Annotated in this window: 21 protein-coding genes; 13 read left to right on the top strand and 8 right to left on the bottom strand. The window is 55.8% G+C overall.

Going from position 1 to position 26,954, the window contains the following annotated elements:
• The first annotated feature begins 20 nt into the window (after nt 1-20).
• The 3 genes from HG66A1_RS00745 to HG66A1_RS00735 all read left to right on the top strand — a co-directional run bounded on the left by HG66A1_RS00745 (nt 21) and on the right by HG66A1_RS00735 (nt 5,428).
• Nucleotides 21-1,520, top strand: a complete 1,500-nt coding sequence (locus tag HG66A1_RS00745; RefSeq protein WP_145179874.1) for a PKD domain-containing protein — start codon at nt 21-23, stop codon at nt 1,518-1,520.
• A gap of 454 nt (nt 1,521-1,974) precedes the next feature.
• Nucleotides 1,975-3,894 (top strand): glycoside hydrolase family 88 protein, encoded by a 1,920-nt coding sequence (locus HG66A1_RS00740; RefSeq protein WP_145179872.1) that lies wholly within the window; start codon nt 1,975-1,977, stop codon nt 3,892-3,894.
• A 97-nt stretch (nt 3,895-3,991) separates the two neighbouring features.
• Nucleotides 3,992-5,428: a neutral/alkaline non-lysosomal ceramidase N-terminal domain-containing protein gene (locus HG66A1_RS00735; RefSeq protein WP_145179870.1), complete on the top strand. Its 1,437-nt coding sequence runs from the start codon at nt 3,992-3,994 to the stop codon at nt 5,426-5,428.
• A gap of 10 nt (nt 5,429-5,438) precedes the next feature.
• On the opposite strand, the gene HG66A1_RS00730 is transcribed toward HG66A1_RS00735, so the two are convergent.
• Together HG66A1_RS00730 and HG66A1_RS00725 are read right to left on the bottom strand one after the other, a co-directional pair.
• The gene (locus tag HG66A1_RS00730; protein ID WP_145179868.1) at nt 5,439-6,401 is read right to left on the bottom strand and encodes a PDZ domain-containing protein; all 963 of its coding nucleotides are present in this window, start codon (nt 6,399-6,401) and stop codon (nt 5,439-5,441) included.
• 114 nt (nt 6,402-6,515) lie between these two features.
• The gene (locus HG66A1_RS00725) at nt 6,516-7,292 is read right to left on the bottom strand and encodes a glycerophosphodiester phosphodiesterase (protein WP_197996924.1); all 777 of its coding nucleotides are present in this window, start codon (nt 7,290-7,292) and stop codon (nt 6,516-6,518) included.
• 374 nt (nt 7,293-7,666) lie between these two features.
• Here HG66A1_RS00725 and thiS point away from each other — a divergent pair, with 374 nt between their 5' ends.
• Entirely contained in the window at nt 7,667-7,867 is a 201-nt protein-coding gene (thiS, locus tag HG66A1_RS00720) for a sulfur carrier protein ThiS (RefSeq protein WP_145045928.1), read from the top strand.
• Nucleotides 7,868-7,872: 5 nt separating this feature from the next.
• Nucleotides 7,873-8,706, top strand: a complete 834-nt coding sequence (locus HG66A1_RS00715) for a thiazole synthase (protein WP_145179864.1) — start codon at nt 7,873-7,875, stop codon at nt 8,704-8,706.
• Here the strand turns inward: HG66A1_RS00715 and HG66A1_RS00710 are convergent.
• Together HG66A1_RS00710 and HG66A1_RS00705 are read right to left on the bottom strand one after the other, a co-directional pair.
• Complete coding sequence (locus HG66A1_RS00710) at nt 8,687-9,427, bottom strand: hypothetical protein (protein ID WP_145179862.1); 741 nt, start codon at nt 9,425-9,427, stop codon at nt 8,687-8,689. The two genes, HG66A1_RS00715 and HG66A1_RS00710, sit on opposite strands and share 20 nt — an antisense overlap.
• 152 nt (nt 9,428-9,579) lie before the next feature.
• A complete protein-coding gene (locus HG66A1_RS00705; RefSeq protein WP_232106726.1) occupies nt 9,580-10,167 on the bottom strand; it encodes a ClpP family protease in 588 nt (195 codons plus the stop codon).
• 262 nt (nt 10,168-10,429) lie between these two features.
• Here HG66A1_RS00705 and HG66A1_RS00700 point away from each other — a divergent pair, with 262 nt between their 5' ends.
• The 3 genes from HG66A1_RS00700 to HG66A1_RS00690 all read left to right on the top strand — a co-directional run bounded on the left by HG66A1_RS00700 (nt 10,430) and on the right by HG66A1_RS00690 (nt 15,050).
• On the top strand, nt 10,430-11,560 hold the full coding sequence (locus HG66A1_RS00700) for a PmoA family protein (RefSeq protein ID WP_145179860.1): 1,131 nt from the start codon (nt 10,430-10,432) through the stop codon (nt 11,558-11,560).
• Between the two features lie 334 nt (nt 11,561-11,894).
• Nucleotides 11,895-13,658, top strand: a complete 1,764-nt coding sequence (aspS, locus tag HG66A1_RS00695; RefSeq protein WP_145179858.1) for an aspartate--tRNA ligase — start codon at nt 11,895-11,897, stop codon at nt 13,656-13,658.
• Nucleotides 13,659-13,703: 45 nt separating this feature from the next.
• The gene (locus HG66A1_RS00690) at nt 13,704-15,050 is read left to right on the top strand and encodes a PQQ-binding-like beta-propeller repeat protein (RefSeq protein WP_145179856.1); all 1,347 of its coding nucleotides are present in this window, start codon (nt 13,704-13,706) and stop codon (nt 15,048-15,050) included.
• Between the two features lie 43 nt (nt 15,051-15,093).
• On the opposite strand, the gene HG66A1_RS00685 is transcribed toward HG66A1_RS00690, so the two are convergent.
• Nucleotides 15,094-15,666 carry a protoglobin family protein gene (locus HG66A1_RS00685; RefSeq protein ID WP_145179854.1) on the bottom strand — a complete coding sequence of 191 codons (573 nt, stop codon included), beginning with the start codon at nt 15,664-15,666 and terminating at the stop codon, nt 15,094-15,096.
• A 136-nt stretch (nt 15,667-15,802) separates the two neighbouring features.
• Between HG66A1_RS00685 and HG66A1_RS00680 the strand changes: the two genes are divergently transcribed.
• Complete coding sequence (locus tag HG66A1_RS00680; RefSeq protein ID WP_145179852.1) at nt 15,803-16,276, top strand: RrF2 family transcriptional regulator; 474 nt, start codon at nt 15,803-15,805, stop codon at nt 16,274-16,276.
• Between the two features lies 1 nt (nt 16,277).
• Here HG66A1_RS00680 and HG66A1_RS00675 read toward each other — a convergent pair whose 3' ends face one another.
• From HG66A1_RS00675 to HG66A1_RS00665, 3 genes are all read right to left on the bottom strand, one after another.
• Nucleotides 16,278-17,246, bottom strand: a complete 969-nt coding sequence (locus HG66A1_RS00675) for a hypothetical protein (RefSeq protein ID WP_145179850.1) — start codon at nt 17,244-17,246, stop codon at nt 16,278-16,280.
• A gap of 107 nt (nt 17,247-17,353) precedes the next feature.
• Nucleotides 17,354-17,914, bottom strand: coding sequence for a DUF3592 domain-containing protein (locus HG66A1_RS00670; protein WP_145179848.1), 561 nt, complete (start codon nt 17,912-17,914; stop codon nt 17,354-17,356).
• A 71-nt stretch (nt 17,915-17,985) separates the two neighbouring features.
• A complete protein-coding gene (locus tag HG66A1_RS00665; RefSeq protein WP_409999491.1) occupies nt 17,986-18,780 on the bottom strand; it encodes a TIGR00266 family protein in 795 nt (264 codons plus the stop codon).
• A 268-nt stretch (nt 18,781-19,048) separates the two neighbouring features.
• On the opposite strand from HG66A1_RS00665, the gene HG66A1_RS00660 reads away from it, so the two are divergent.
• From HG66A1_RS00660 to HG66A1_RS00645, 4 genes are all read left to right on the top strand, one after another.
• Entirely contained in the window at nt 19,049-19,948 is a 900-nt protein-coding gene (locus tag HG66A1_RS00660; RefSeq protein WP_145179843.1) for a FliM/FliN family flagellar motor switch protein, read from the top strand.
• A 535-nt stretch (nt 19,949-20,483) separates the two neighbouring features.
• Complete coding sequence (locus tag HG66A1_RS00655; RefSeq protein WP_197996923.1) at nt 20,484-23,417, top strand: serine/threonine-protein kinase; 2,934 nt, start codon at nt 20,484-20,486, stop codon at nt 23,415-23,417.
• A 137-nt stretch (nt 23,418-23,554) separates the two neighbouring features.
• Nucleotides 23,555-26,182 (top strand): tetratricopeptide repeat protein, encoded by a 2,628-nt coding sequence (locus HG66A1_RS00650; protein WP_145179839.1) that lies wholly within the window; start codon nt 23,555-23,557, stop codon nt 26,180-26,182.
• Nucleotides 26,179-26,895 carry a class I SAM-dependent methyltransferase gene (locus HG66A1_RS00645; protein WP_145179837.1) on the top strand — a complete coding sequence of 239 codons (717 nt, stop codon included), beginning with the start codon at nt 26,179-26,181 and terminating at the stop codon, nt 26,893-26,895. The genes HG66A1_RS00650 and HG66A1_RS00645 overlap by 4 nt, the downstream gene beginning before the upstream one ends.
• Nucleotides 26,896-26,954: the final 59 nt, after the last annotated feature.

Below are 26,954 nucleotides of genomic sequence, written 5' to 3'. Positions count from 1 at the left end.
CATAACGAGAGACTCCCGCCATGCTGAATCTGTCCCCCCGTACTCTGCTCTGCGTTCTGTTTATCCTTATCGGCAGCTCTCTGTCAGGACACTCGATATACGCTGCAGAAGAGAAACCGGCCCTGGATCCGATCGTGCGGGTTGTTGATCTGAATGTGGGTGAAACGACGACGGTCACGCTCAGCAATGGGGAACAGGTCAAAGTCAAACTCTGTGACCTCAAGGAGACTCGCGATCCGATCCGCAACGCAGTGCGCAGTGCGATCGTCACCGTGGAAGTGGACGGCGATACCATCGAACTGGAATCGGGCATGTATAATTTGCCGCAGACAATCGGTAAAGTGCAGATCGACTGTTCCATCACCAGTGGCTACAACTCCAACGGCACGCCGTCATTCTGGGGTCTCGACAAGGATGCCCGGCTCCGCCTGTGGCCGAATGGTTCGCCGCTGCTCAAACCAGGTTCATTTATTTATCCCGTCGATCAACGCTGGTTCGCCACGCGCACCTGGTACGACAATGAACCGGTAGACGGCGGACATGAGATCCTGCCGAAGATTTACTATCACAGCGGTCTGGATATCGGCGGTGCCGAAAAACTGACGCGGGTCATCGCGGCCACCGATGCGATCGTCGTCTCTTCCGGAACGGACGTGCTGAACGGTCATGAAAAAGACACACCCGTCGCGGAGCGGTATGACGTCGTCTATCTGCTGGATGCCCGGGGCTGGTATTACCGTTACAGCCACCTGCACCAAATCAACGATCGCATCCGCCCGGGACGACTGATCAAACAGGGCGAAGAGATCGGTATCCTCGGAAAGAAAGGGGCCAGCGGCGGCTGGTCGCATCTGCACTTTGAAATTAAAAGCCGCCAACCCTCGGGCAAGTGGGGCACCCAGGCAGGCTACGCTTTCATCTGGGAAGCTTACCGCAATCAGTACCATCCCAAACTGGTCGCAAATACGCGTCGCAAACATATTGTCCTGCCGGGTGACACGGTCATGCTGAGCGGATTACAGTCCTACAGTGTTAATTCCAGCATCGTTGATTACGAATGGATCTTCAGTGACGGCACGACCACACGGGGCCCGGCGATCGAACGCAAATATGACTCTCCCGGCATCTATTGTGAAACGCTTAAGATCACCGACAAAGCGGGGAACGTCGATTATGATTTCGCGGAAGTCATGGTCCTGGATCCTAAAGACAAAGAACATTACGTGCCCCGGATTCATGCGAGCTACTGGCCTTCGCTCAAGAACAGAGTAGGCGAACCGATCACCTTCAAGGTCCGGTCATTCAACAATACATTCGGCGAAGAGGTCTGGGACTTCGGTGATGGCACACCTGAAGTCCGGGTCAAATCAGACGGTAATGTGAACCCGCTGAATGAAGATGGTTACGCGATCACAAAACACACTTATCAGAAACCCGGCGATTACCTGGTGAAGGTCGAACGCAGCCGCGAGGATGGCGTGAAAGCAGAGACACGGCTGCATGTGCGGGTGGAACCGTAATTCGATCTCTTTATTTATTGTGTTACGAGATCAGACGTAGGGGCGGTACCTGTGTGTCCGCCCGCCTGGCGAGGTTTGTCTGGCATATGGACACGAAGGCAGCTTTCTCAACCATCCGAATTACAAAACGCAGACAGACTCGCTCTGCGGGTAGCCACACAGGGCTACCCCTACCCCGGTTCATTGAGAGAGTAATTGCGTGGTCCCGGTTAAAATCCGGGATTGCCGCAGGCAACCGGAGGTAGCAGAGTGCACGGTGGATTGTGAATCGACGCACCTGATGTTGTCTGATCCAGATTGGTTGACAGTTCAACTCTAACTTGCAGGCCAGATCTGCGACCTCCTGCTCGCTCTGCTCGGCACGAATTGCATTCGTGCCCACCCTTTCTCTCATGATCAATTCAGAGACTGCAATCGCATTCCCTGCTGGCAATTGACTCCCTGCAGATTTACAATGGGTGAGAGCTTCCTCGAACTCGAATTTCATCCCTTTAACATACCTGCCGGGAACCTGCCTGCCATGAACGCGCACCTGCTGCCCCTGTGTCTCAGCCTGTTAACCCTGATCTCCCTGCCCGCTGCTGTTGTCTCCGCCGCCGATGAGAAAACCGAATCATCGACCGTCGATTTCAAAGGCAAAGTCGCGCAACAACTGGCGTCTCTCAAAAAACAGCAGGCACTGATTCACTCTGCTCTCGGTGTCACTCGTCAGGAGACGCCGATTCCCTGCGTGTTCTCTGCCGATGACCTGAACTTTGAAACAGACAAAACGCGCGTCCTGCTGATCGGAGGACTGGACGGTTCACAGACATCCGTTGATGCGGTGATTGATGCCGTCAACTGGTTCTATGGATCCGAAGCAGCAGCACCGCTGCGGAAACAGTTCTCACTCTCCGCGGCCCCGATTGCCAATCCGGATGGCTGGGCACTGCAACAGGGACCTAAAAATGCATCAGGCGGCGATCCGACCACAGGTTACCCACCGCAGGGGCCTGCTTATCACGATGCTCAGAAACCGGAAGTTCAATACCTGTGGCGGTGGATCGGCATGCATGCCCCGGATCTGGTGGTTGATGTCCGCGCAGGTCAGCAATCACAGTGGTTCATCCCGAAAACCGCTCGCAAAGAAGTGCGCGGACTGCAGCCGCAATTGTCACCTGTGCAAACCGCGAAGACCGGCTGGGAACTGGCTGCGGCCCTGAATACCGAGTCCCCATCTCTGATCGGACCGATCCCTGCCCTGGGTCTGGAAGTCTCAACTCAAGAGAAGTCTGCGTTCCTCCCCACACTGCTCAAGGCACTTAAGGAAACATCGTTTCCAGCGCCCTCTCCCGCGCGTGAGGAACTGATTCAGCGTCAACAGCGGACGCCGATCCAGGTCGCCACGCAGCTCTCGAAAGTGTATGGCAACGATCTGGGACGACTCTCGTATCTGCCCGTGCTTTCACTCATCAGCCAGATTCGACTGGGGGAACTGACGAACGATCAGAGTCGTCTGCCGCACGTCGAGAAAATCACACAGGAGTATCTGAAGAAGAATCCCCAGCCCCTCGAAAACAAGGGGGGCGGCTCGGTCATCGCCGGTCACCTGCTCTTTTCCGAGCTGACCAAAGCGACCGGCAACCGGGATTACCTCAAGTACGCCCAACAGGCGGCGGATCTGGGCTTTGACGCGCAAGGCAAGATGAAAGAGTCGATGCCGCACCATGTCGAGATGAGCGATGCGGTCTTCATGTCATGCCCGATTCTCGCGGTCGTAGGTCGGCTGACCGGGGATTCGAAATACTACGACATGGCGATGAAACACTGGCGCTTCATCCAGAAGCTGGATCAGCGACCGGACGGCATCTATCGGAATTCTCCCCTCAGCGATGCTGCCTGGGGTCGTGGAAATGGTTTTCCCGCGCTGGGACTGGCGCTGGTCTTAACCGAACTGCCCGTGCATTCGCCATTGCGGGAACAGTTCGTGGAGGGACATCGTCAACACCTGGAGGCGCTCAGCAAACACCAGGATCCGACGGGTATGTGGCACCAGGTGATCGATCATCCGGAAAGCTACCGCGAAATGACATCCACCTGCATGATTACCTTCGCCATGATTCGTGGCGTGCGGGAAGGCTGGCTGGACGAAAGCGTCTATACGCCTCTCATCGAGAAAGCCTGGGAAGGGATCAAAACCCGGGTCGCGCCGAACGGAACCCTGGTCGATGTCTGCACGGGGACCGGGAAACAGAAGAACCTCCGCGGCTATCTCGACCGCATGGCGATTCTCGGCAATGACGCTCGTGGCGGGGCGATGGCCTTCATCGTCTCTAACGAAATGGCACAGTGGCTCAACGAACGGGCCAACGCCGCTGAGCAGAAACAGGATTAAGCGTTCTCTGCTGATGGCGATACTTTGAAACACACCCCGGTATGCGCACTCAAGGAATGATCAAACAAGACCTCTGAGCTCCTCGGAAAGGACTGTCATGATTTCGCGATTCTCTGTTCTGCTGTTATTTGTGCCTGCACTCGTGATGCTTTCGCTCAGTGTGAATGAAGTTTACGCGGAACAGGCGGCGCTGCGTGCCGGGGCCGCGATAATCGACATTACCCCGGAACCCGGCGTTTCACTGGACGGCGTGATTTCCAAGAATGGTCCCGTGACAGGAGTGCATGACCGGATCTACTCCCGCGCGCTGGTCCTCGACGATGGAAACACGCGGGTTGCGATCTGCGTGAATGACCTCTGCATGGTCGAACGGAGTTATTTCGACCGGGCCAAGCAGATTGTGTTTGAGAAGACCGGACTGCCCGTGAATCGAATGCTGATGACCAGCACGCACACACATGCGGCGCCTCGCGTTCCCTATGGCCGCGCGAGCGAGCAGGACGATGTCTACTATCAGGCGCTGATCCAGAAGATGGCTGAGGCGATCATTACTGCCGAGCAGAATCTCGCGCCGGCCCAGATTGCCTGGGGGTCCTTCGATGCGGGTCGCTATGCCGCGTGTCGGCGTTTCCTCGCAGAGAAAGGGAGCGTCTCGCTGAATCCGTTTGGTGTCGCGGGGGAGCAGATCAAATCGGTATCAGGACGCAGCAAACAGATCATTCAACCCGCGGCTGACATTGACCCCCAGTGTTCGATTCTCTCCGTGCAACACGCTGACGGTACTCCACTGGCAGTGTTGGGTAATATGAGCATTCATTATTGTGGTGGTTACAGGAAGGGAGAAATCAGCGCGGATTACTTTGGTGTGTATGCGAAATATCTCGCAGAGAAACTGAAGTCGAACGGTTCCCATCCCCCGTTTGTGGGCATGCTCTCAAACGGCACCAGCGGGAATGTGGGTGCGGTGATGAAACAGGACAAGCGTAAGTATCAGCCGTTTGAATGGATTGACGAATCGGGAAAGCAGTTCGCCGAACAGACCATCAAGGTCCTGGCACAGCTGCAGTACCAGCGCAAGGTTCCGGTGGAGATGGTCGAGCGTGAAATTGAACTGGCGATCCGTAAGCCGGATGAGGAACGCCTGGCCTGGGCACAGGAGATCCTGGCGAATCCGAAACAGAAAACCGTGCACCCCTGGTCGAAAATTTACGCAACCGAAGCGGTCGAACTCAACAAGTATCCGGCGACGGAAACCATCAAGCTGCAGGCCATTCGCATCGGCGACCTGGGCATCGCCAGTCTCCCCTGTGAAGTCTTTACCGAAACCGGGCTGGCGATCAAAGCGGGCAGTCCTTTCGGTGCCACCTTCTCCATGGAACTGGCCAATGGATCAAGCGGTTATCTGCCCACACCCACACAGCATGCGTTAGGCGGTTACGAAACCTGGCCCGCGCGGAGCAGTTACCTGGAGATCGAAGCCGAGACCAAAATCCGACAGACGGCCCTGGAGCTGCTGCGCGAGTTACACAACTGAGTCGTGACGCTTAGCGGTCGAGCCAGCTGCTGAGGGTGACGGGCAGTTTCTTGATCATCCCGTCACGAAGCAGTTCGACTTGTACCACATCGCCGGCTGATTTCCCCCCGATCAGTTTCACGAGGGCATCGAAGTTCTCAACCGGCTTGTCGTCGAACTTGAGGATGAAGTCCCCCGATCGGATCCCCGCCTTCTGAGCGGCCAGACCATCGGAGACTTCGCCGACCAGACAGCCCCCCTGGTCCCGGATGCCGGTCATGTGGGTGATGCCCAGCATGGCATCACTGTCGCGAGTCTGGAATTGAGTCGCGGGGAGTGCCCGCATCAGATCTTCCATCGCGACATCCGGAATCGGATGTCCTTTGATCAGATACAGCACCGGAAACTTCCGGACCCGCTTGATGAACCGCAGGCCGTCTTCGCCTCCGGTCCACTTGGAGCCCAGGGCCACATAACGTACCTGTCCGGGCTCCACACTGCCGCCCGGTGCTGTCCTGGCGATGTCTTCAGGCGTCCAGAGTTTGACCGTGCCGCCCATTTTTTTGATTTCGCGGACGGCCCGTTTTTCCCGAATGTCGGCATGCCGGTCAATGGCTTCTTCGGCGCGAATGGCGACCGAAGGATTTTTCGCCTTCGTCAGTTTCTCGAGTGCGTCTTCGGCAGGTCCAACCGAATTGGCTTTCCCCAGAATGTAGACCTGTTCGATCACGAGGATCGCGCGGACCGCGGCTTCGAGGCTGTCCCCCTGGGTTACCTTGAGCAATGGCGGCACAACCTGTTCGCCAAACTTAGGCAGTTCCTGGGTCGCTTTCTGGCGGACCTGATAATCATCGCTCTGGAGATCGAGAATGTAGTCAACGGCCTGTTGCGGCAGCGTTACTGTTTCTTTTTCCTGTGAGTACGCAGGCGAACCGGTCGTGATGAGTGACAGGGCCAGTGCTCCCGCGAGCAGGGTTGCGAAACATGATTTCATCTGGTTTGTACCTCTGGAATTAAGTGCGTCTTTTCAAGGGCGACTTCATTCCATTTTCGAACAAACCAGAGTGGAAATCAATACGAGACTTTATGTGAGAACCCGGAACAGGCGTTATTCTGCCTGTTTGAGTGTTTCCATCATCAGGCCGGGGCGATCGGTGGTGATGCCGGTAATCCCCATCTCTACCAGCTTTTTCGCATCTTTGACGTCGTTGATGGTCCAGACAAAGACAGGCAGGCCGGCGGCTTCCGATTTCTGAATAAAATCGGCGGTGAGGAACCCGTTATAGCCGACATCCAGGCCATCCAGGTTCGCTGCTTTGGCTTTGCGGATGTAGTAGTCTGCGTTGTGTTCCCAGCGACGGGTGACCTTGTTCTGCTTGACTTTGAAGACCCAGTAGGCTTTGAGCCCGGGCATCAGTTGTTTGGCCTTGCGCATCGTGTCGTAGTCGAAACCGATCAGTGCCGTCTGGTCGGCTGCTTTGCCCGACGCTTGCAGATCGGCCTTGAGCTGCGGCAGAACTTCGGGGCCGCATTTGATTTCGATGAACAGCCGCTTGCCTGCGGGAATCGTTTTCAGAATCTGCGGGAGGGTCGGAATCCGCTCGTTGCGGTATTGAGCATTCTTCCAGGCACCGACGTCCAGGGTCTGGAGTTCTGCCAGCGTCTGTTTTGCCACATCCTTATTGCGTCCGCCGATCCGCTTGGTGGTCTTGTCGTGGAAGGCGACGATCCTACCATCGCTGGTGAGATAGATGTCGATTTCGACGGCATCCGCGTTGCGTTCCCAGGCCAGGTTCACAGAGGAGAGCGTGTTCTCCGGGGCATCAAATGAGGCACCGCGGTGTCCCACAATTTCGACGGCTGAGAGGGGATTTGCGGCTGACACGAGAGTTAATCCTGCACAGAAAACGAGAAAACACACGGAACGCATCGACGACATCTGATCTGATCTCCACGAAAATAAGCAAACAGCGGTAAGGGGTTTTGATCCATCGTCAGTTATATAGAAGTATATTAACGACTTGTAAAGAAACGATGAAAACCGGAAAGTGACCGCGGGAGGCCGCCGTGGTAGCTTCTGTTCAGAAGCGAATCCCGCTGCGAAGCGAAATAACGGCTGACAGATTCGGGCCATTCCTTGACGACTGGCAGTATCACTTCTAAACTCGCTTTTTGCAAACAATCTTTGAGAAAGATCAGATTTCCCGCGATCTCTCGTTTGCTTCGTCTGATATGAAATTCTTCCAGGGAGCTGCACAGGTGCAAATTCAGGTCAACGGCGAACCCCGCGAGGTTCCCGATGCTTTTACAGTGGCTGAACTGCTGGCCCAGCTCGAACTGCAGCCCCGCTATCTGGCTGTTGAACGGAACCTGATCCTGATTCCCCGTGAAGAACATGCCAACTGTCAGCTGGAGGCCGGGGATCGTCTGGAAATCGTAACGCTGGTAGGCGGTGGATAACTATTATGGCAACAATTGGCGATACCGAATCGACCCTGGTACTGGGCACACATCATCTGAACTCCCGACTGATCGTCGGCACGGGTAAATACACCACGTACGAACTGATGCAGGAAAGCCTGGAAATCAGTGGTTCGGAAGTGATTACCGTCGCCGTGCGTCGCGAGCGATTGATCGACGCCGACGGCCGGAACATTCTGGACTTCATCGACCTCGATAAATACACGATCCTGCCGAACACCGCCGGCTGCTTCTCCGCAGACGATGCCGTGCGTGTCGCGCGGATGGGACGCGAAATTCTGCGGGGCCTCGAAAACCCGGGAGCCGACTGGGTCAAAATTGAAGTTCTGGGCGATACCAAAACCCTGCTCCCCGACCCGGTCGCCACACTCGAAGCGACAAAACAACTGGTCGACGAAGGCTTTTCAGTGCTCTGCTATTCCACCGACGATCCAATCACCGCGAAGCGTCTGAAGGACGCAGGGGCAACCTCGGTCATGCCGGCAGGCAGCCCGATCGGCAGTGGTCAGGGAATTCTGAACCCGAACAATATCCGCATCTGTCTGGAGTACCTCAAAGAGGACGACCCGGACTATCCGGTGATTGTCGATGCGGGCGTGGGAACCGCCAGCGATGTGACGATCGCCATGGAACTGGGTTGTGACGGCGTGTTACTCAATACGGGTATCGCCGGCGCGCAGGATCCCGTCCGCATGGCCCGAGCCATGAAAAACGCAATTGAAGCCGGCCGCGACGCTTACCTGGCGGGACGCATTCCCCGCAAGCTCTACGCCACGGCCTCCAGTCCCGAAACCGGGATTATTGCGCCAAAGGCTTAGTTTCCCTGGTCGATTGATTTTTCCCGACCGGTTTGATTTTGCGGTCCTGCTTGCGGGACTGCTCTTTCTGCCAGGGGGGCTGACGTTCGGCTGAGATCACGACCTTGATCTGATTCAAACCGGCGATTCCACCCGTCTGGCCTGAGGTACGGACGACTTTCCAGCTGGAAGTCGCATCCATCACGCCCCCTTCACCCAGTGCGCGATTGAGTTTGGCCAGCGCGGTCGAGAGGGCTTCTTCAAACGAGCCTTTCGAAGAGACGCCGGTAAATGTTCTGCGAATCGGCTCCATTTCGTGCCCCTGATCGAAGTGGATGACTTTGACACCCTGGTTCTTACCGTGCACGCGAACTCCTTTGACCCAGGCGGGCAGATCGGTCCAGACATCCGAGGCTTTGACTTCCGAGATGACCGTAATCGCGATACCGGTCGGCGGATTGGCTTTAAGATAATAATCCTGAATGCCGTCTTCGGGAGGTTTGACATACACGGCTCGATCAAGATGCACGTCGGTGTAACCGCCGGTGGGAACCTCACCCACCACATCCAGGATCAGCGTAGGCGGTTTGGATTTCTGCAGCTGGTGTGAGACACTCAGAATTTTCTCGACGGTAATGGCTTCAGACTTCGATTTTTTCTTGTCTGCCTGTACCAGCGAAGTGCTGGCCCAGACGCAGGCGACTGCCAGCAGAACGATTTTCAGTTGCTTCGTAGACTTCATCGGACTCCCTCCAGGTTAGAAATGGTCAAGGGAACATGCAGAGCGACTAATTCCCTGCGACCCGCGGTCTGTATGACGCAGGCCACGCCGCTCCTGTTCCCGGAGATCGAACAATCTCCCGTCAGCCCGGCTGCTTGCCTGCTACAGATTCGCTATCTTGCCTCGATAACCTTCCACTGGTCTTCGGTGGAAAAAGGATCGATGAGTTGTGCCAGCCCTGCATCGGCCAGTTCCTGTCCGGAGACGAAGCGTCCGGGGCGCGTCCAGCGATCGAGAACGCTCTGTCGGCAACCAAACAGCTGTGCCTGGAGACGATCGAAATCGGTTTCCAGTACTTTAAAATGTCGTGCCCACTCTGCTGCTTCTTCGAGGCGAACCTCGTCTTCGCTCTGCCAGCGAATCGGATGAAACAGCAGCGTGGTGTATGCGGTAACGAAGCGGTGTTTACAGGCGGCAAACGGCAGGATGGCAGCGGAAGAGCATTCACCCAAAGCCACGCCAGCCACGTTAAGCTGCCTCAAGCGGATCAGACTGGCCAGTGTCAGACCGGCATAGACTGAACCACCGGGAGAGTCGAAATAAATTGTACCCCGACTGCTACGCGGGACGTCAACCAGCCTGGCTACCAGATCGGATTCCTTGTCTCCCAGATCTCCCGAGAGTGAGATTTCCCAGTCCGGCTCTTTATCCTGAGGCACAAAACTGCGGAGTGAACGTGCTTTCTCGGGATAGGATTTCAAATTGGATTCTGTACTTGTCCGTCTTCGTTTCGTCATTGTTTCTAAAAAGTCTTCAAGCTGAGAGCCCACAAATTCAACATGTCGCAAGTTATCTAGAATAACAGATTAAAAGTGTGATTCGCAAACTGTGTTTCCCCTCAGTTCGAGAAAAAACCGCTGAAATTGCCCCTGCGACTTGGCGCAGTCACACCGTTCAGGACACAATAACTGACAGTAATTAACAAACCGTTCAGGAATGACTGTTTTTTGAGGAAATTTCGCTGTGAAAACCGTGTTAAGCATACTCTGTCTGTTTGTCGGCCTCTCGACCACTGTGAGTGCCGCAGAAGGTACCGTCGACATCAAGAAAAATGGAAGCAAGTTCAGTGTGACCATCGATGGGAAACCGTTTGCGACCTACAACACCAGTGCCGACCTGCCAAAGCCCTTCTTCTCACCGGTCCGCGCCGCTGACGGCACCGTGATTACCCGTTCGCTCGTCGATCCCGAAGATCACCCGCACCACAAAGGGATCTGGGTCGCCGTCGATGAAGTCAACACCGTCGACTTCTGGGCCGAGAAAGGCAAAATCAAAAACACCGGTGTGAAAATCGTCAAAGCCTCAGGTAATCCGGCTGTAATGAAAGTTACCAACGAGTGGCTCGGCGAAGACAACAAGCCGATCATTACCGAAAATACCCTGATCTCGATCTACGCTAATCGTCTGATGACATACAACATCACCTTTACCGCAGGTGCAAAACCAGTTGTCTTCGAAGACACCAAAGAAGGCCTGTTCGGAATTCGTCTGCCCAACGGCATGCGTGAAAAAGAAGATGGTTCGGTCGTCAACAGCAAAGGCGTCAAAGGGACCAAAGACACCTGGGGTAAGCCCACCGAATGGATCGATTACTACGGTCCGCTGAACGGAAAAGTTTACGGCGTCACCCTGATGGATTCTCCTCAGAACTACAAGCAGTCCCGTTACCACGTGCGGAACTACGGTCTGTTTACCATCAGCCCGTTCGGCGATCACGCTTATACCAACAAGAAACAGCCCGCCGACCACAAGCACCTCAAAGCGGGTGAAAAGATGAACCTGAAATACGGTCTCTACATTCACTCGGGAGATACCAAGCAGGGGCACGTGGCTGACGCTTACAAACAGTTTGTGGACGTCACTAAAAAAAAAGCGACTAAGAAAAAAGTGACACAGCAGAAACCGGCTGCCAAACCCGCTAAGAAAGTTGCCGCCGCGCCTCAAAAGCCGGCAGCACCCGCCAAGACTGCTGAACCCCAGATGAAACCAGTTCCGGAAACGGAAGCAGTTCCCGCAAATAACTGTGAATGTCAACCGGCTCAGCAGCCGCAACCACGTCGCGGTCTGTTCGGTCGTCTGCGATTTCGTCGATAACTGCACATAACATCACCCGCCGGAGCTTTTTTCCTGTATTCAGGTCTGAATAATCGGACAATCCGGAAAAAGATACCGGCGGGGTAAGGTGTATCCGCCTGCTGTTCATTGCGGGCGGTGGTCTGCTCTAATAAGATCAGCGTCATTGATTTCAGCCCGGCGCACCAGTTGCGCGAACCCGGCCCACCCAGAGTGGATCAGAACCGGGAACGTGCATCAGTCTGCCGGCCGGAACTGACTTTGTCAGCCAGTTCCCGATATATATCCGGAGCCTGCTGCTCCCCGACACAACTTTTTTTGAGAACGAACGTTTTCTAACCAAGGACTTAGTAAGGTGTTACGAACACATACCTGTGGCGAACTGAGAACAGACCATGTTGGACAGACTGTGACTCTGGCGGGTTGGGTCATCCGTGGTCGCGATCATGGGGGCCTGGCCTTCATCGACCTCCGCGACCGCTACGGGGTCACCCAGATTGTGTTCAATCCGGATCGTGATGCCGAGATGCACGAGCTGGCTCGTACCCTGCGTGCCGAGGATGTAATCCAGGTCAGCGGCGAAGTCGTGCTGCGGGACGACCGTGAAAACGAGAAGCTGGCCACCGGGAAAATCGAAGTCCGGGCGCATGAACTCAAAGTCCTCAACAAAAGTAAAACACCGCCGTTCGAGCCGGGTACGTCCGAACTGCCCAACGAAGAGTTGCGGCTCACCTACCGCTTCCTCGATCTGCGGAGCGAACGTCTGCAGCACGCGATGCTGGTACGTCATCGTCTGATGAAACTGACCCGCGACTATTTTGACAACCTGCAGTTCCTGGAAATCGAAACGCCCATCCTGGGACGCAGCACACCGGAAGGGGCCCGCGATTACCTGGTGCCCAGCCGCGTGCATGAAGGTGCGTTCTACGCCCTGCCTCAGTCGCCGCAGATCTACAAACAGATCCTGATGATCTCGGGCTACGACCGTTACTTCCAGATCGCCCGCTGCTTCCGTGACGAAGACCTGCGTGCCGACCGTCAGCCGGAGTTCACCCAGATCGATATCGAGATGGCGTTCGTCGAACAGGAAGACATCCTGACGCTGATCGACGGGCTGATGGCGACCTTCCTGAAAGAGCTGCGGGGCGAAGAAATGGCCCTGCCGCTGCCACGGTATGACTATGCCGACGTGATGGAAAAATACGGTTCGGACAAACCGGACCTCCGCTTCGGCCTGGAACTGGTCGACATTGGAGAAATCGCTGGCAACTGTGACTTCGCCGTATTCAAAAAGACCATGGAATCGGGCGGTCGCGTACGTGGCCTGAACGCCAAAGGAGCCGCCGACAACTACAGCCGCAAAGACATCGACGGTCTGACCGAATACGTGGGAGAATACGGAGCCAAAGGCCTGGCGTTCTTTAAAGTGACTGACGAAGGTCTGCACTCTCCGATCGCCAAGTTCTTCTCGGATGAAGACAAACAGAAGATCATGGACGCGATGGGAGCCGAAGTCGGCGACCTGCTGTTCTTCGTCGCCGACCAGTGTGCGGTCACCTCCGCTGCCCTGGCGGCACTTCGTAACCGCCTGGGTAAAGAACTCAAGCTGTACGATCCGAGTGACTTCAAATGCTGCTGGGTCGTCAATTTCCCGCTGCTCAACTACAACGAAGACGAACAGCGGTGGGACGCCGAGCATCACCCGTTCTGTCAGCCTGTTGATGAAGACGTGCAGTACTTTGAAAGTGATCCTGCCAAGGTGCGTGCCCAGTCGTACGACCTGGTCATCAATGGTTATGAAGCAGCCAGCGGTAGCGTCCGTGTGCACGATCAGAAAGTCCAGCAGACCGTCTTCGACCTGCTGGGGATCTCAGCCGATGAAGCGGAAGAACGTTTCGGCTTCCTGCTGCAGGCACTGCGTTACGGGGCACCACCGCACGCCGGGGCCGCTTTAGGCCTGGACCGACTGGTGATGCTGCTCTGCGGTAACGACAACATCCGCGACGTCATCGCGTTCCCCAAAACTCAGAAAGCGGCCGACCTGCTCAGCGGTGCACCGTCGGAAGTGGATCCGCACCAGCTGCGTGATCTGCGGATCAAAGTTGACATTCCCCAATAAGTCGATCCCGTGCATAATGGGGTGACTCGCATCAAGGAGAAACCCATGAAGTCAGTCACCCCGTTTCTGTTCTGTCTGGCAGGCCTGAGCCTGTGGGCGTGCAGTGAAGCGACATCCGAATCGATGACGCCACGCGCAGAGGCAGCGCAGGACTCCTCGGCAGAACCACTTCCCGAGGTGATCACGGAGATTTCGTTTAAGGACGCCCAGACCAAGGCGACTCCCCAGGTTGGCTTCTGGCCTCACTGGCTGGGACCCAACTATGACGGCATCTCCCCGGAGACCAACTGGCGCGCCGACTGGTCCAAAGAGCCGCCGAACGTGTCCTGGCGAAAAAATGTGGGTATCGGCTACAGCTCAATCTCCGCAGCGAATGGCCGCATCTACACGATGGGGCACAAAGAGGGCAACGAAACCGTTTACTGCCTGAATGCCGACACGGGCGAAGTCATCTGGCAGCAATCGTATCCCGCGGAACTGATCGACAACCTGAATGCAGGCGGTCCGGGTGCGACCCCCACCATCGACGGCGCGTTCCTGTATACCAACAGTCGCGACGGACGTTTGATCTGCTTTGAGATTGAAACCGGTAAGAAAGTCTGGGAGAAAATCCTGCCGAAAGTGTACGACATGGAGATCCCCGAGTGGGGCTTTACCTGTTCGCCGCTGATCCGCGGAGATCGCCTGTATGTCGAAGCGGGACGTCTGGTCGCGCTGGAGAAACAGTCGGGTAAGGAAATCTGGAAATCAAAAGCCTACATGCCGGGCTATGGCACGCCGGCCGCGTTCGAGAATGAAGGCACCCGATACCTGGCAATTCTGAATAACGATTGTCTGTCGATCGCCCGTGAAGAGGACGGTAAAGAAGTCGCTTCATTTGCCTGGCCTTCCCCCTTCAATACGAATTCGACCACCCCCATCATCGATGGCCAGACCATCTTCATATCTTCCGGTTATGGCAAAGGCTGTGCGCTGCTTGACTTCGACAATGAAACGCTGAAGTCCCGCTACACGAATCGGGATCTGAAGAACCATTTCAACAACAGTGTGCTCTACCAGGGACACTTATACGGCATGGACGGCAACTCGAATCTGGGACGCATCGTACGCCTGACCTGCATGGATCATCAGACCGGGAAAGTCAAATGGCGGGAGGCGGGCTTCGGCTGCGGTTCCCTGCTGATCGCCGCTGGCAAGCTGATTATCCTCTCGGATAAAGGGATGCTGGTGACCGCGGAAGCCACCCCCGAAGCGTTCAAGGAAATCTCCCGCTTCAAGGTGCTCGACCATCAATGCTGGACGGTCCCCGTGTTGAGTGACGGCCGACTCTATTGCCGGGACTCAGCCGGAAACCTGGCCTGTGTGGACCTGCGGAATAAGCCCACCCGCTAGTTCTTTCGCGAGATGGGTGTCCTTCCGCGATATCACACCTTCCCTACGCCTGGTAATGGCGGGTGATCAGGTCGTTCTGTACCCAGAGCAGCTTATTGAACGCGACCAGGGTTTTGACTTCGGTTTCACGATCCAGATTCAGGCCCAGAATCGTGCTGATCAGCGCAGTTGAGACGAACCCCATCAGTGCGTTCATCTGCACCAGGGGCACATCCAGATCTTTGCTGCCCGCTTTGGGGGTGTGGATTTTGCCGACCATGTCCAGGTATTCCACCATCTTTGCGTCGTAAGGCCGGGTGACCAGCGATTCCAGGTAGCGGGCCAGATGCTGTTTGCGAAACTGGATCATTTCGTGGTCCAGGGTCAGCGTTTCGAGGCTTTCGGGAATTTCCCCCTCATACCCGGATTGGCGTGGCACGAAATGTCGTTTTGTGCAATCATATGTGAAGAGTTGATCATATACGGCATCAACCAGGGCCGGTACCAGAGGTGCCAGAATGCCCGCCGCACCATGAACGGCCCCCAGATCGTCTTCCGTAATCCCAATGAATTCCACGAGATACTGGAACCGGTAAGACAGATCAACTTCCAGTTTTTCTTCATCAATGTGCTTCATGCAGGTTTCCTCTGCGAAGAGACGCCTATAATAAACTGACAAGAACTCTGAATATTATCAGAATTTGATTGAAACTGAGTCTATCAGACCCGATAATAGACATCAATGTCCAATTATCAGCTATAAGGACTTTCCTATGTTTTCGCAGACTGTTGAATATGCACTTCGAGCAATTGTTCACCTGGCGGATCAGGCTCCGAACCCCTGCACCACCGAGCAAATCGCCAAGGCAACCAAGGTTCCCCAGGCGTATCTTTCGAAAGTGCTGCAAAGCCTGCGGCAGTCCAGTGTCGTGCATTCTCAGCGTGGCATCGGGGGTGGCATTTCGCTGGTAAAGCGTCCCGATGAACTCAGCCTGCTGGAAGTCGTGAACGCCGTGGATCCGATCTGCCGCATTACCACCTGCCCGCTGGGACTGAAAGGCCACGGTGCGAATTTATGCCCGCTGCACCGTAAGCTGGATGACGCCATGAAGGAAACGGAAACGGCTTTCGGCGATACTACGCTGGCCGATATCCTGAATTCCTCAACCAGCAGTTATCCGCTCTGTAATGAACCGGTTGAGCGTCTGACTCAACTGGGCGGCCCCTCCATCGTGCCTTCCAACTGATTCACGGCCCTCCGACCTGTTGAATCTCTCCCTGATCAGAACTCCCCTCCGCTGCGGCGGGGGAGGCCGGTTCTTCCCAGTGTACCTGCTGAATCTCTGACGTGGATTGCTTGCGCGCCACTGCTTCCTGTTGGACTTCGCGCGCCTTCCAGCGTCCGACCAGATGCCCGGGAATCACAGCCCCCGCTTTGATCAATAGATCGCTAAAAGGCAGAAAGGGAGTCGCAGCCCCGGCGATGTAAGTCGCATACGCCGGGTAAAGCACTTCGTAGGCATCCGCTTCTCCGGAGTAATTCTGTTCCGCTTCCAGATAACTCAAGGCATCGCCGGTAGCGATCGCTTCAGGCCAGAGTGAGACACCGGGAATAGCCGTCACCACAGCATACGTTCCCTTCCATTTACGGGTACCAAAATCTTTGGAGTGCCCTCCTTCATGCAGGGCGACGGCGGGGTGATCCGAATAGAGGCTGATCGTGTTCGTGAAAGGATTGTAATTATCACCGCCGATGATGCGACCGGGCAGGAGTGTGTAAGACAGCGCAGTTAACGTGCCTGCAGTATACCGCCAGCCCCAGCCGACGGCCTTGTTCCTGCGGAGCCGCCTCCATTCGCCGAGCGGATCATATTCATTGAGGCGTACCTTAACCTGATCGAGGCCGTTTTTCTCCAGGTAGTCCGCGATAGCTGCTTCCGTTTCGGGGGAGATCTTGTGATTATCGATCCGGCGATCCCAGAGCAGAACTTTCCCGGGAATGCTGACGACCCAGCCGATGCCATCAATCACGGGCCGTGGTTTACCGCGGACAATCTGGGGCTCTTGCTCGGAGAAATCCAGTTCCGGGCTTGTGATCAACGGCGGCTGGTAGACATAAGGAGTCGTTGCGCAGCCGGTAGCACAGGTCAGCAGCAGGCTGGCCAGCAATCCCCAAAACCGGGGACGCAGCTTCAGCGGAGAGTCTGGGAGCGACATGTTCAGGATCTGCCTGGGAGAACGAGGGGAAAGAGAGGAAGACGCGATATATCTCAGTCCCCGCATTCAGGCAAGACCAGATTTCCACCTGCCGCCTGAATCGCCCGTCAACCGGCAGACTCTGCCGGTGTCTGCATTTCTGCCCCACCCCGAAACAGGCGTAACAGGGAACGGAACAGAACGCTGCTGGCCATCAGGATTCCCAGGCCGAGGAACAGCCAGCCAAACAGGTAAAAGAAATACGTGGTTTTAAAAACCCCGGGTTCCAGCACCGCGATCGCGTGATCCGCCGGGTCGTAATAGACGGTGATGTTTTGCTTGACGGGATATTTGCGGATCGTCTCTTCCGACATGGTGCGGTCGGACGTCGAGACATCGTTCCCGAACCAGACGGTCTCCCCTTCAAAGTCTTTCCCTTCCACCTGGTAGCGATAGACGACGTGGGGTGAGTAAGTTGACGAACTGGAGTTGCTGCTGCGATGTGACTCGACCCGCGATTCCAGAACGACCCCTTCCACGGTCGGCCAGGTTTTGCTGGCTTTGGCGCGATCCAGCAGCGGCAGGCCCTTCTCGTAAGCTAAAATGTAACCCACGAAGATAAAAAGAAATCCGAGGAACATCACCAGCTTGCGGCCGACATTGGTCATTCGGTTATGTCTGCTATTCATGCCACCTTTCCTTTCCCCTGATTCCGTGTTTCAGTCTGCCGTGAAAGTTCCAAACGTCGGTAAAGACAGGCTCAGCTGTCACCAAACATATCGCCCAGGCCTCCCAGGACAGAGCCCTCCCCGCGGGATGAACCGCCGGCGGAAGGCGCATGTGCGAGCACTCGATCTGCCAGCCGTGAGAAAGGCAGACTCTGCAGCAGCACGGTACCATGTCCCGAAAGTGTCGCCAGAAACAGGCCTTCACCGCCGAGTACCATTGATTTCAGGTTCCCTGCTTTCTCGATGCTGTAATCGATGTCCCCCGTGAAAGCGACGATGCAACCCGTATCCACGCGGAGCGTCTCCCCCTGGAGTTTCTTTTTGATGACCGTTCCACCAGCGTGCACGAACGCCATCCCGTCGCCGCTGAGTTGCTGCAGAATAAAACCTTCCCCGCCGAAAAAGCCGGAGCCCAGGCGTTTGTTAAACGCCATCGTGACTTCCGTACCCAGTGCCGCACACAGGAAGGAGTCTTTCTGACAGGTAATCGTGCCGCCGATCTTACTCATATCAATGGCGATGATCTTCCCGGGATAGGGGGCAGCGAATGCGACCCGTTTCTGTCCCCGACCATCATTGGTGAAATGAGTCATGAAGAGCGATTCACCGGAAAGCATCCGTTTGCCCGCTTTAAACAGTTTACCCAAAAACCCATCGTCGGGGCGGGAACCATCGCCCATACGGGCTTCAAAGCGAATCCCGTCTTCCATGTAATTCATGCTGCCCGCTTCGGCGACCACCGATTCCCCCGGATCCAGGATGATTTCCACAATCTGCAGGTCGGAACCAAAGATCTCGTAGTCAACTTCGTGGCATTGCATGCTGATATCCTTAAATAGTGCCAGCGACTGGCATAATTGATGTTGAAGGGCAGGTTCAGGAACGTGGATCGGGGCTGCGCAGATCAAATAATCTGTTCTCCGGGGCTCAAAAGGTGTCAATCTTTTCCGAATGAGCGAGGTTTGCCGATTTTGAGTGAAGAACTGAATTTTAAGTAGTCGATTGTATGATCTAAGGAATCCTGATTCCTGAAAATCATCAACGTGTCTGAGTTGATGAACAAGTTATCAATTTAAAGGACTTTGTAAAGCAGAAATGTCGGGCTTCAGCCAGGAGAATGTCGAAGCCATTTTCGCCCAGGCGGGTGAAAGTATGGCCGCGATTTCCGATTCTCTCAATCAGTGTTTCGATACCAGCTATCGAATCGAGCTGGGTGAGTCGGGCATGTGGTCTCCCGAAGAGCTGGACGATACATTTCGCGGGCCGGGACTGGCTGTCTTATTTCGCATTGGCGACGAGGCAATGCTGGGTCTGATCCCGGAAGGACTGCCTTTACCAGACTGGTACACGTCCCCGGGAGAGTCGCAGTCTTCACGATTGCAGACGCTGTCGATGGAATGGTCCATGAACCTGATCCCGCTGGATGCAGGTGAAGCTGAAGAGTTTAGAGCTTACGCGGTTGAGAGTTTATTAAATGAAGTCATGCAGGGTGCTCCCGCCGATTGGGCAGCATTACTGCGCATGAATGTGTTTCCGGGTGAATCGGAAACCGAAGCAGAAGAGAGTGACGGCCAGAGCCCGAGTGCTGTGATCCCTGTAATTTGGCCCCTGACGAACGTGCCAGTTGCAGAAACCGCATCCGCGGAACCCGATCCGGCGCCTGAACCGGCCGCCACTCAGTCTGCTCAGAATGCTGCGGCTGCTCCCGCGGCAGCGATGTCCAGTGGTCAAAACCCGCTGAACCGCATCACCAAATTGCCCGTACAGGCGATCGTGAAACTGGCATCCAAAAAAATCGAAATGAACCAGCTGCTCTCCATCTGCCCGGGCTCGCTGATCACCTTCGACAAAGCTTGCGAAGATCCCCTGGAAATGTATATCAACAACCAGGTTTACTGCCTGGGTGAAGCGGTCAAAATTGGGGAAAACTTCGGCCTCAAGATCGATAAGGTTGGCTTTCATAAGGAATACAAAACGAAGATTATTGAATTCTGATCGCATATCAGACGGGCCAGCCAACTTCGCCGTTATCGGCGTCTGCTTTGAGAGTCTTCGCATTGTTCTGCGGGAGAACGTCTCAACTCTGCAAGTCGTGCTGCTCCTCGTCTGCTGCGGGAACTGAGACCGCCTCCTGAGAATTTGGTTGAAAAATCGCCGAAATCCGATTTTTCTCAGAACGAATCGAGCCTCAAACACGTAAAATAGATGCAGCTCTTATTTTTTATTCATTTCCTAACTAATACCAGTCTGAGTCTGATACGAGCTGAATCGAGTCCGAACACGACTTAAAGCGCTTAACCACATATCTTGAAACAGGTTAAGTTTATTTTGCATTAACAGACGCAATTTGTGATTGAGCAGGTGCCGTTAGAGGCGCTCTGAGCGGGCATTCTTTTCCAACAATCATTGTGAATTTGGATAACGCAGTTGCCTGGTCGGCAAAGCCTTCGATATCATCTCAAACGTTGAATTTAAGCTATTTTTAAGTGAACCTTAGATCATGAGTTCCGACTCTCAATCAGAACGATCCATGACAAGCCAGGAATCGCTGCCCGAGTTCTTCGCGCGACCGGTTCCTCAGGGTGACGGTCCGGAGACCATCATCAGTCCGCTGGAGCCGATCCCGGCTCCCGATGCGAACCGTCCGCAATCAGGTTCACAGCCTAACATGGCCCGCTCTTCCATCTGGAACCGCCTGTTTCCTCCCACCACGGATGATCCCGAAGTGGAAGTCGAGACAACCAGTCCGTCCGGCATGGAACTGGAACATTTTGTCATTCGTGAGCGCATCGGCCGGGGAGGCATGGGCGCTGTATTCCGGGCGATCGATACCCGCCTGGATCGCGTGGTGGCACTCAAGGTGCTCAGCCCTGGTCAGTCCCGGGATGCAGGTTCGGTTAAACGTTTTCAGAACGAAGCCAAAGCAGCGGCCCGACTGGACCACGAAAATATTTCGCGCGTGTTTTACATCGGCGAAGATCAGGGTCTGAACTTCATCGCCTTCGAATACGTGAAGGGAACCAACGTCCGCGAGATCATTCAGTCACGCGGAATCCTGCCGGCTGCGGAAGCGGTCAACTACGCCCTGCAGATCGCTTCAGCGCTGAAGCACATCAACAAGGCCGGCGTGGTTCACCGCGATATTAAACCATCCAACATTATCATTACGCCCGGCGGCCGCGCCAAACTGGTGGACCTCGGTCTGGCCCGTAAGGACAGCGACAACGCTTCCGCGGACCTCACCACCGCCGGCACCACGCTGGGAACCTTCGACTACATCTCACCCGAACAGGCCAAGGATCCCCGGAACGTGGATGTGCGGAGCGATATTTATTCGCTGGGCTGCACTCTGTATCACATGCTGACCGGGGAACCTCCCTACGGCGAAGGGACCGTGTTACAGAAGCTGCTCGATCACTCGGGCAAGAACGTTCCCGACCCGGCGACCATCAACAAGCAGATTCCACGCGAACTCTCACTTATCGTACAGAAGATGATGGCCAGTGATCCGGACGAACGGTTCCAGACTCCCGAAGAGTTGATGTATCACCTGATGCAGGTTGCCGGCCAGTTGGATCTCCGCGGCGTGAACCCCGAAGGTCTGGTCTGGACATCCCCCACGAATTCGCGACTCAGCTTCCTGGAAAAGCATGTCGGCTGGATCGCGACTGCGGCTGTGCTGTTGATCGTGGTGATCCTGCTCGACCGTTATCCATCACTCGACCCCAGTTCCGTGACAGTGACACAAAACCCGGCTCCCCAGGCAGGCACCAAAGGCACGACGACAGACAACGCATCAGACGTGATCAGTCCCGAAGCCAGTCAACCTCTGCCCGAACCCGACACGACGATGGTGGGCTCACTGACAGAGAACCCTGTGGTCGCTTCGACGACATCAACCGACGCCGGCAAAGAGAAACAGCCGACCGGCACCAGTTCGAACAACAAAAACAGCAGTGCGGCTGACAACAGCAGCGAAACTCCGCTGGCTCAGATGAATCTCGATGAACCCGGCGGTAAGGAACTAGGCGGCATCTTCGACATGCCCCTGCTCTCTGCCCCCGGTTCCATCAAGGATCTGATCGAAACCGAAAAACCCGTGACGAACAAGGTCCTGCGAGAGAACAAGCCCGAGAATCAACTGGCCATGTCCAACACTCCGGAACCCAGGAAGACCATGGTTCCGCTGGCGCCCACCCCCGAGGTGAAACCCGAGACGGAACCGGATCCGTTCCCCCGGAAAGACGCGAACGAATTTCGGAAAATCGAGATTCCAGCGATCACGATCATCAATCCGGATGGAACCGCCGGCCAGGATTTCAAAACACTCGACGCCGCCTGTGCCGCTGCCGAAGATGGCAGCATCATCGAACTGGGATTCACAGGCGTCCGCAAAGAAGCCCCGATTCACATCAACAACAAACGGGTCCGCATCCGGGCCGCGAAAGACCGCAAGCCGGTTCTCCAGTTTGAATCTGTGGAAGAACCTGCCGAAGGATATCAGACACACATGATTCACATCGCCAACGGTTCTCTGGAACTGTTTGATGTGAGTATCGTGGTCGACGTGAAAGATCTGAATACCGATTCCTGGGCCATCTTCTCGCTCAAGAATGCACACGATATTCGCCTGCATCAGGTGACGGTTACCTGTGCCAACAATACGAATCAGCAGGTCGCCATCTTCGAAATGAACGAGCCCATCAACCAGGGCCTCGACGATGATTCCATGATGGGCAAACGCCCGGTGAAAGAATCGACGTTCATCGAAATCATCAACTCCGTACTCCGTTGCGACGGGCAGGCGTTCTCGGTGCGCGAGACAGCCCCTACCCGCCTGGAAATTACGAACTCGGCCCTGATGATTGGTCAGTCACTGATCGACCTGGTCGGCTGCAGTAACAAACCGATGGAAGGGGATCACCTGGAACTGGTGCTGAACCACTCCACGTTCCTGCTGGGCCGCGGTCTGGCGGTGATGGACAGCGGCTCGATTCCCCGCGAACTGATTCCGCTGCATGTTTCTTCCCGCAATAATATCTTCTTCTCACGCAGTGATGCACCATTCGTGCTGATGAAGGGGAACACCAACGAGAACGATTTCCGTCAGAAGCTGCTGACCTGGCGTGGTTCGAACAATTACTTTGACCGCTTCGAAACCTACTGGACGATTCAGTCTCAGCAGGGAACCACCGGCGCACTGTCACTCGACGCGCTGGACTGGAAAGACATCTGGGGGCTCTCTTCCGATGTCAACAATCTGCAGATGCGCATCCCCTGGCTCGCCGATCGTGAGAAACTGATCAAGTCACCTTGTGCCGAGCTGCAGACCGCACAACTTCAGTTCACGCAACCCACTGATGGCAGCCCGACGATCACCGCCGTGGACCGGACCAATGCCGGTGCCGACCTGATTACTCTGCCGGAACTGCCGCGGAATACCAAAGTCCCGAAAATCGATTAAGCAGCCACTGTTAAAGGAGGTCTGCTGCAGAAAATCAGCTCTGGGAGAACTGGAGCATTCCGTATATGATGACCTGTAGAAGGAACACCATCGCCGGTCCTCACGTCTGATTTCCCTGTTCTAATTCGATTGAGTTCATGCCGCAGCGATCACCACATGCCACCCGCTCTGCCTATACACCGCGCAGAACCGGTGCGCTCTGCAGATGGCTCTACGGGATCGTGCTGCTCTGTACGCTCAATGGTCTCTGCCAGGCTGAGGATCCGACGCGTACCTATTTTGAAGGACTCAGATCCCGCCACCTGTTTGGCATCGCAGAAGGCTTCTGTCTGAACGAGTTGTCCCGCCAGCGTCTCTCTGATCCGGAGCGGGCCCGTTATTCCCTCGAGCTCATTCGCACGCTGGCTGCCCACGCCAGTGCTGCCACTCCCGCCGAACAACCCGAACTCTGGAAACGGGCCGAGGAGACCATTGCGCAGATCGAACGCGATTATCCCCGCTGGTCGGACCTGCCTGTGTTTCGGGCCGAGCGCGCGCGGATTACCTTTCTGCAGGCATCACTGCTCTACTGGCAATCACAGGCGATACCACAGAATGAATCGCTTCGCGATAGCGCCATCGACGCGCTGGATCGAGCCGTCGGTCAGCTGACACTCTCCGAACAGCAGATTCAGAAACTGCTCAACAAAGCGGGCGCCAAACAGGATTTTACAGTACTCCCCGTCGCCACGGTGCGGGACAGCCTGCTTGAGTATCAGCTGCTGATCGCACGGGCCGACATGCTGCTGGCCAGCCTGTATCACCCCGACAGTCCCAAACGGAAAATGAGTCTCTCAGCGGCACGGACCTGGCTGGAACCGCTGTCCCGCCGCGCGACGACTCTCAAGATCACCTGGGATAGCAGACTCGCGCTCATCGAATGCGAACGACTGGAAGGCGATGCTGACGCCGCCGAGCGTGCGATTCAGGGACTGGTCAAGGACCAGCACCCGCCTTATCTGGATGAGTCTGTGTTTCTCGAATCGATGCGGATTCTGCTCGCCCAGAATAAGCCCCAGCAGGCAGCCACCCAGATCATTCAGCACCGACAGAAGCAGGGACACTTCTCCAGTGAGCTCGGCTTCCTGGAAATCGATGCCCTGCTGAAGCTGCACCACATCGCCGCCGATCAGCAACAGCAGGAACTCGCCGACGAGCTCTGGCGACAGATTCAACAAAGGTCCACACAACTCGCCGAAGCCCACCCGGGTTACTGGTCACAACGGGCGAAGCTGCTGGTCAGTCGCCAGGAGCAGATCCAGGAATATGGCAGCCGATTGTCAGACAGTCTGCAACGTGCCCAGCTGCTCTATGCGGAAGGTAAAATTCCCGAAGCGATTACCGCTTACGAGAAAACAGCCAAGCAGGCGGCTGAAGAAGGCAAGACTGATCTGGCCTTCGAGCTGGGTTTCACCAGTGCCTCGCTACAGCTCAATCAAAAAGAGTATGCGAAAGCAGCAGAGCAGTTCCAGTCGCTGGCACAGCGTTTCAGCGGGGTGGCGAAAGCCTCCGATGCGAGTCTGCTTTCCGCCTGGTGCCTGGGTCAGCTCTATTCGCAGAACCGCACCAAGTCGCGTCGCCTGGCTTATACCGACGCGCTGGAAAATGTCCGCAAGATGTTTTCGATGGACAAGGCCTATTACGAAGCCGGCTGGATGCTGGCCCGGCTGGAGGAGTCCCGCCTGCAGTACTCCAAGGCGCTCGTCCTCTATTCAGAAATTCCAGAGAATCATCCCAAAGCAGCCGATGCGCACCTGGGTGTCGCCCGCTGTTACGAACAGATTCTGCTCAGACTCGCCGCCCTCGATAAACCGACGCGTGCCTGGCGACAGGAGGCGATGGACGTGCTGGAAAAATACCTGGCACGCTATCCCCAGGAAAGCGATGACGCCATTCTGCTGTCGCAGTCCGAAATCGCACTTCGGTTGACGCGGATCTATCTCAACGACTCGCCTCCCGAATACGACAAAGCGCATCGTCTGCTGGATCTGCTCATCCACACTGCGGAGACCAAGCCGGAAGAACTGAAGCGGAACAGCGAACAATCGCCCGAGAGCGTAGCCCAGACGACCCGGGCCATCCAGGGCTGGAATCGGATTTCCAGCCAGGCACTCCGGCTGCAGATCATCGCGCTGGCCGGTCAGGGAAAACCGTCTGAAGCACGTTCGCTGGTAGCCAGCCTGGAGAATGCAGGAACGAGCGAGCTGCTCTCCGTATTGAATGGGGTTTCGCAGATTGACCTGGATCTCAGCCCGTCGGTCCGCAGGGAACTGGGCATGCTGCAACTGCAGTCGGCCGAAAAGCTGGCCATTCGTCGCGATGAACTCACGCCACAACAGGCACGACAGCTCGACCTCTGCCTGGCGGAAGCCTATCTCGCCGTCGATCGACCGATCCGCGCCCTGGAGTATTACCAGAGCCTGTTGAAACAGTCGCCCCGCGACACCGCGCTGATCAGGCAGGTCGCACTGCTGCTCGAACGGTGTGGCACCAAGGAATGTCTGCGACAGGCGATTCCCAAATGGCGCGATCTGGAAGCAGCCGAGAAAGCGGGCACCGTGCCCTGGCTCGACGCACGCCTGCATGTAATTCGCTCCCTGTATGAATCGGGCGACACGGACGCCGCAAAAAAACTGATCGGCGTGACCCGCCTGCTTTATCCCGAACTTGGTAATGTCGATCTGAAAAAAGAGTATCGTGAACTCGAAGCACAGATTAAGAAATGACCGCTGAGAAAAAAAGCAGCCTGCTGACAAATGAAGAACTTGAATGGTCGGATGTGGCTGCGAACTGCCGCATGAATCGCGAACGCGAAATCACGGGGACTAACAGCTACACCGCCGACCTGAAACTCAATCCCCTCGAATTTCTGACCGAAAAAATCCAGGCAGGACAGACCGTACGCTGGCTGGATCTCTGCTGTGGATCGGGACGGGCCTTGATTCAGGCTTACGAACAATTCCAACAAGCGGGACTGGGCGAACAGGTTCAGATTCGAGGCGTCGATCTGGTAAATCTGTTTCTGCCTGCCCCCGAAGCTGGTGATGCACTTCGTCTGCAGACCGCCTCCCTGCATGACTGGAATACGGTTGAACGGTTCGATCTGATTACCTGCGTGCATGGTCTGCATTATGTGGGCGATAAACTTTCGCTACTGGCCCGCGCCGCGGGCTGGCTTGCTTCCGAAGGCCAATTCCTGGCTCATCTGGATCTGGAGAATCTGCAAACCGTGGCAGGGACATGGACGACTGCAGACAAACGGGAATTTCTGAGGCGACGATTCTTTCAATACCATTCGCGGACACACCTGGTGACCTGCACGGGACAGCAAGACATCCGCTTTCCCTGTCGTTACGCCGGTGCTTCGGATCAGGCGGGGCCCAATTTTACCGGTCAGCCGGCAGTCAACTCGTTCTACCAGCTGCGGGAAACGGTTTAATCTTCCACGAGTGTGTTCATGTCTAGCAGCAGTTCCAGCGCGGTCAGACAACCGTGAAT

Origin of the sequence: Gimesia chilikensis (assembly GCF_007744075.1) — a bacterium.
In the GTDB taxonomy this organism is placed as follows: Bacteria; Planctomycetota; Planctomycetia; order Planctomycetales; family Planctomycetaceae; genus Gimesia; species Gimesia chilikensis_A.
This window is presented reverse-complemented; position numbering and strand designations above follow the sequence as displayed.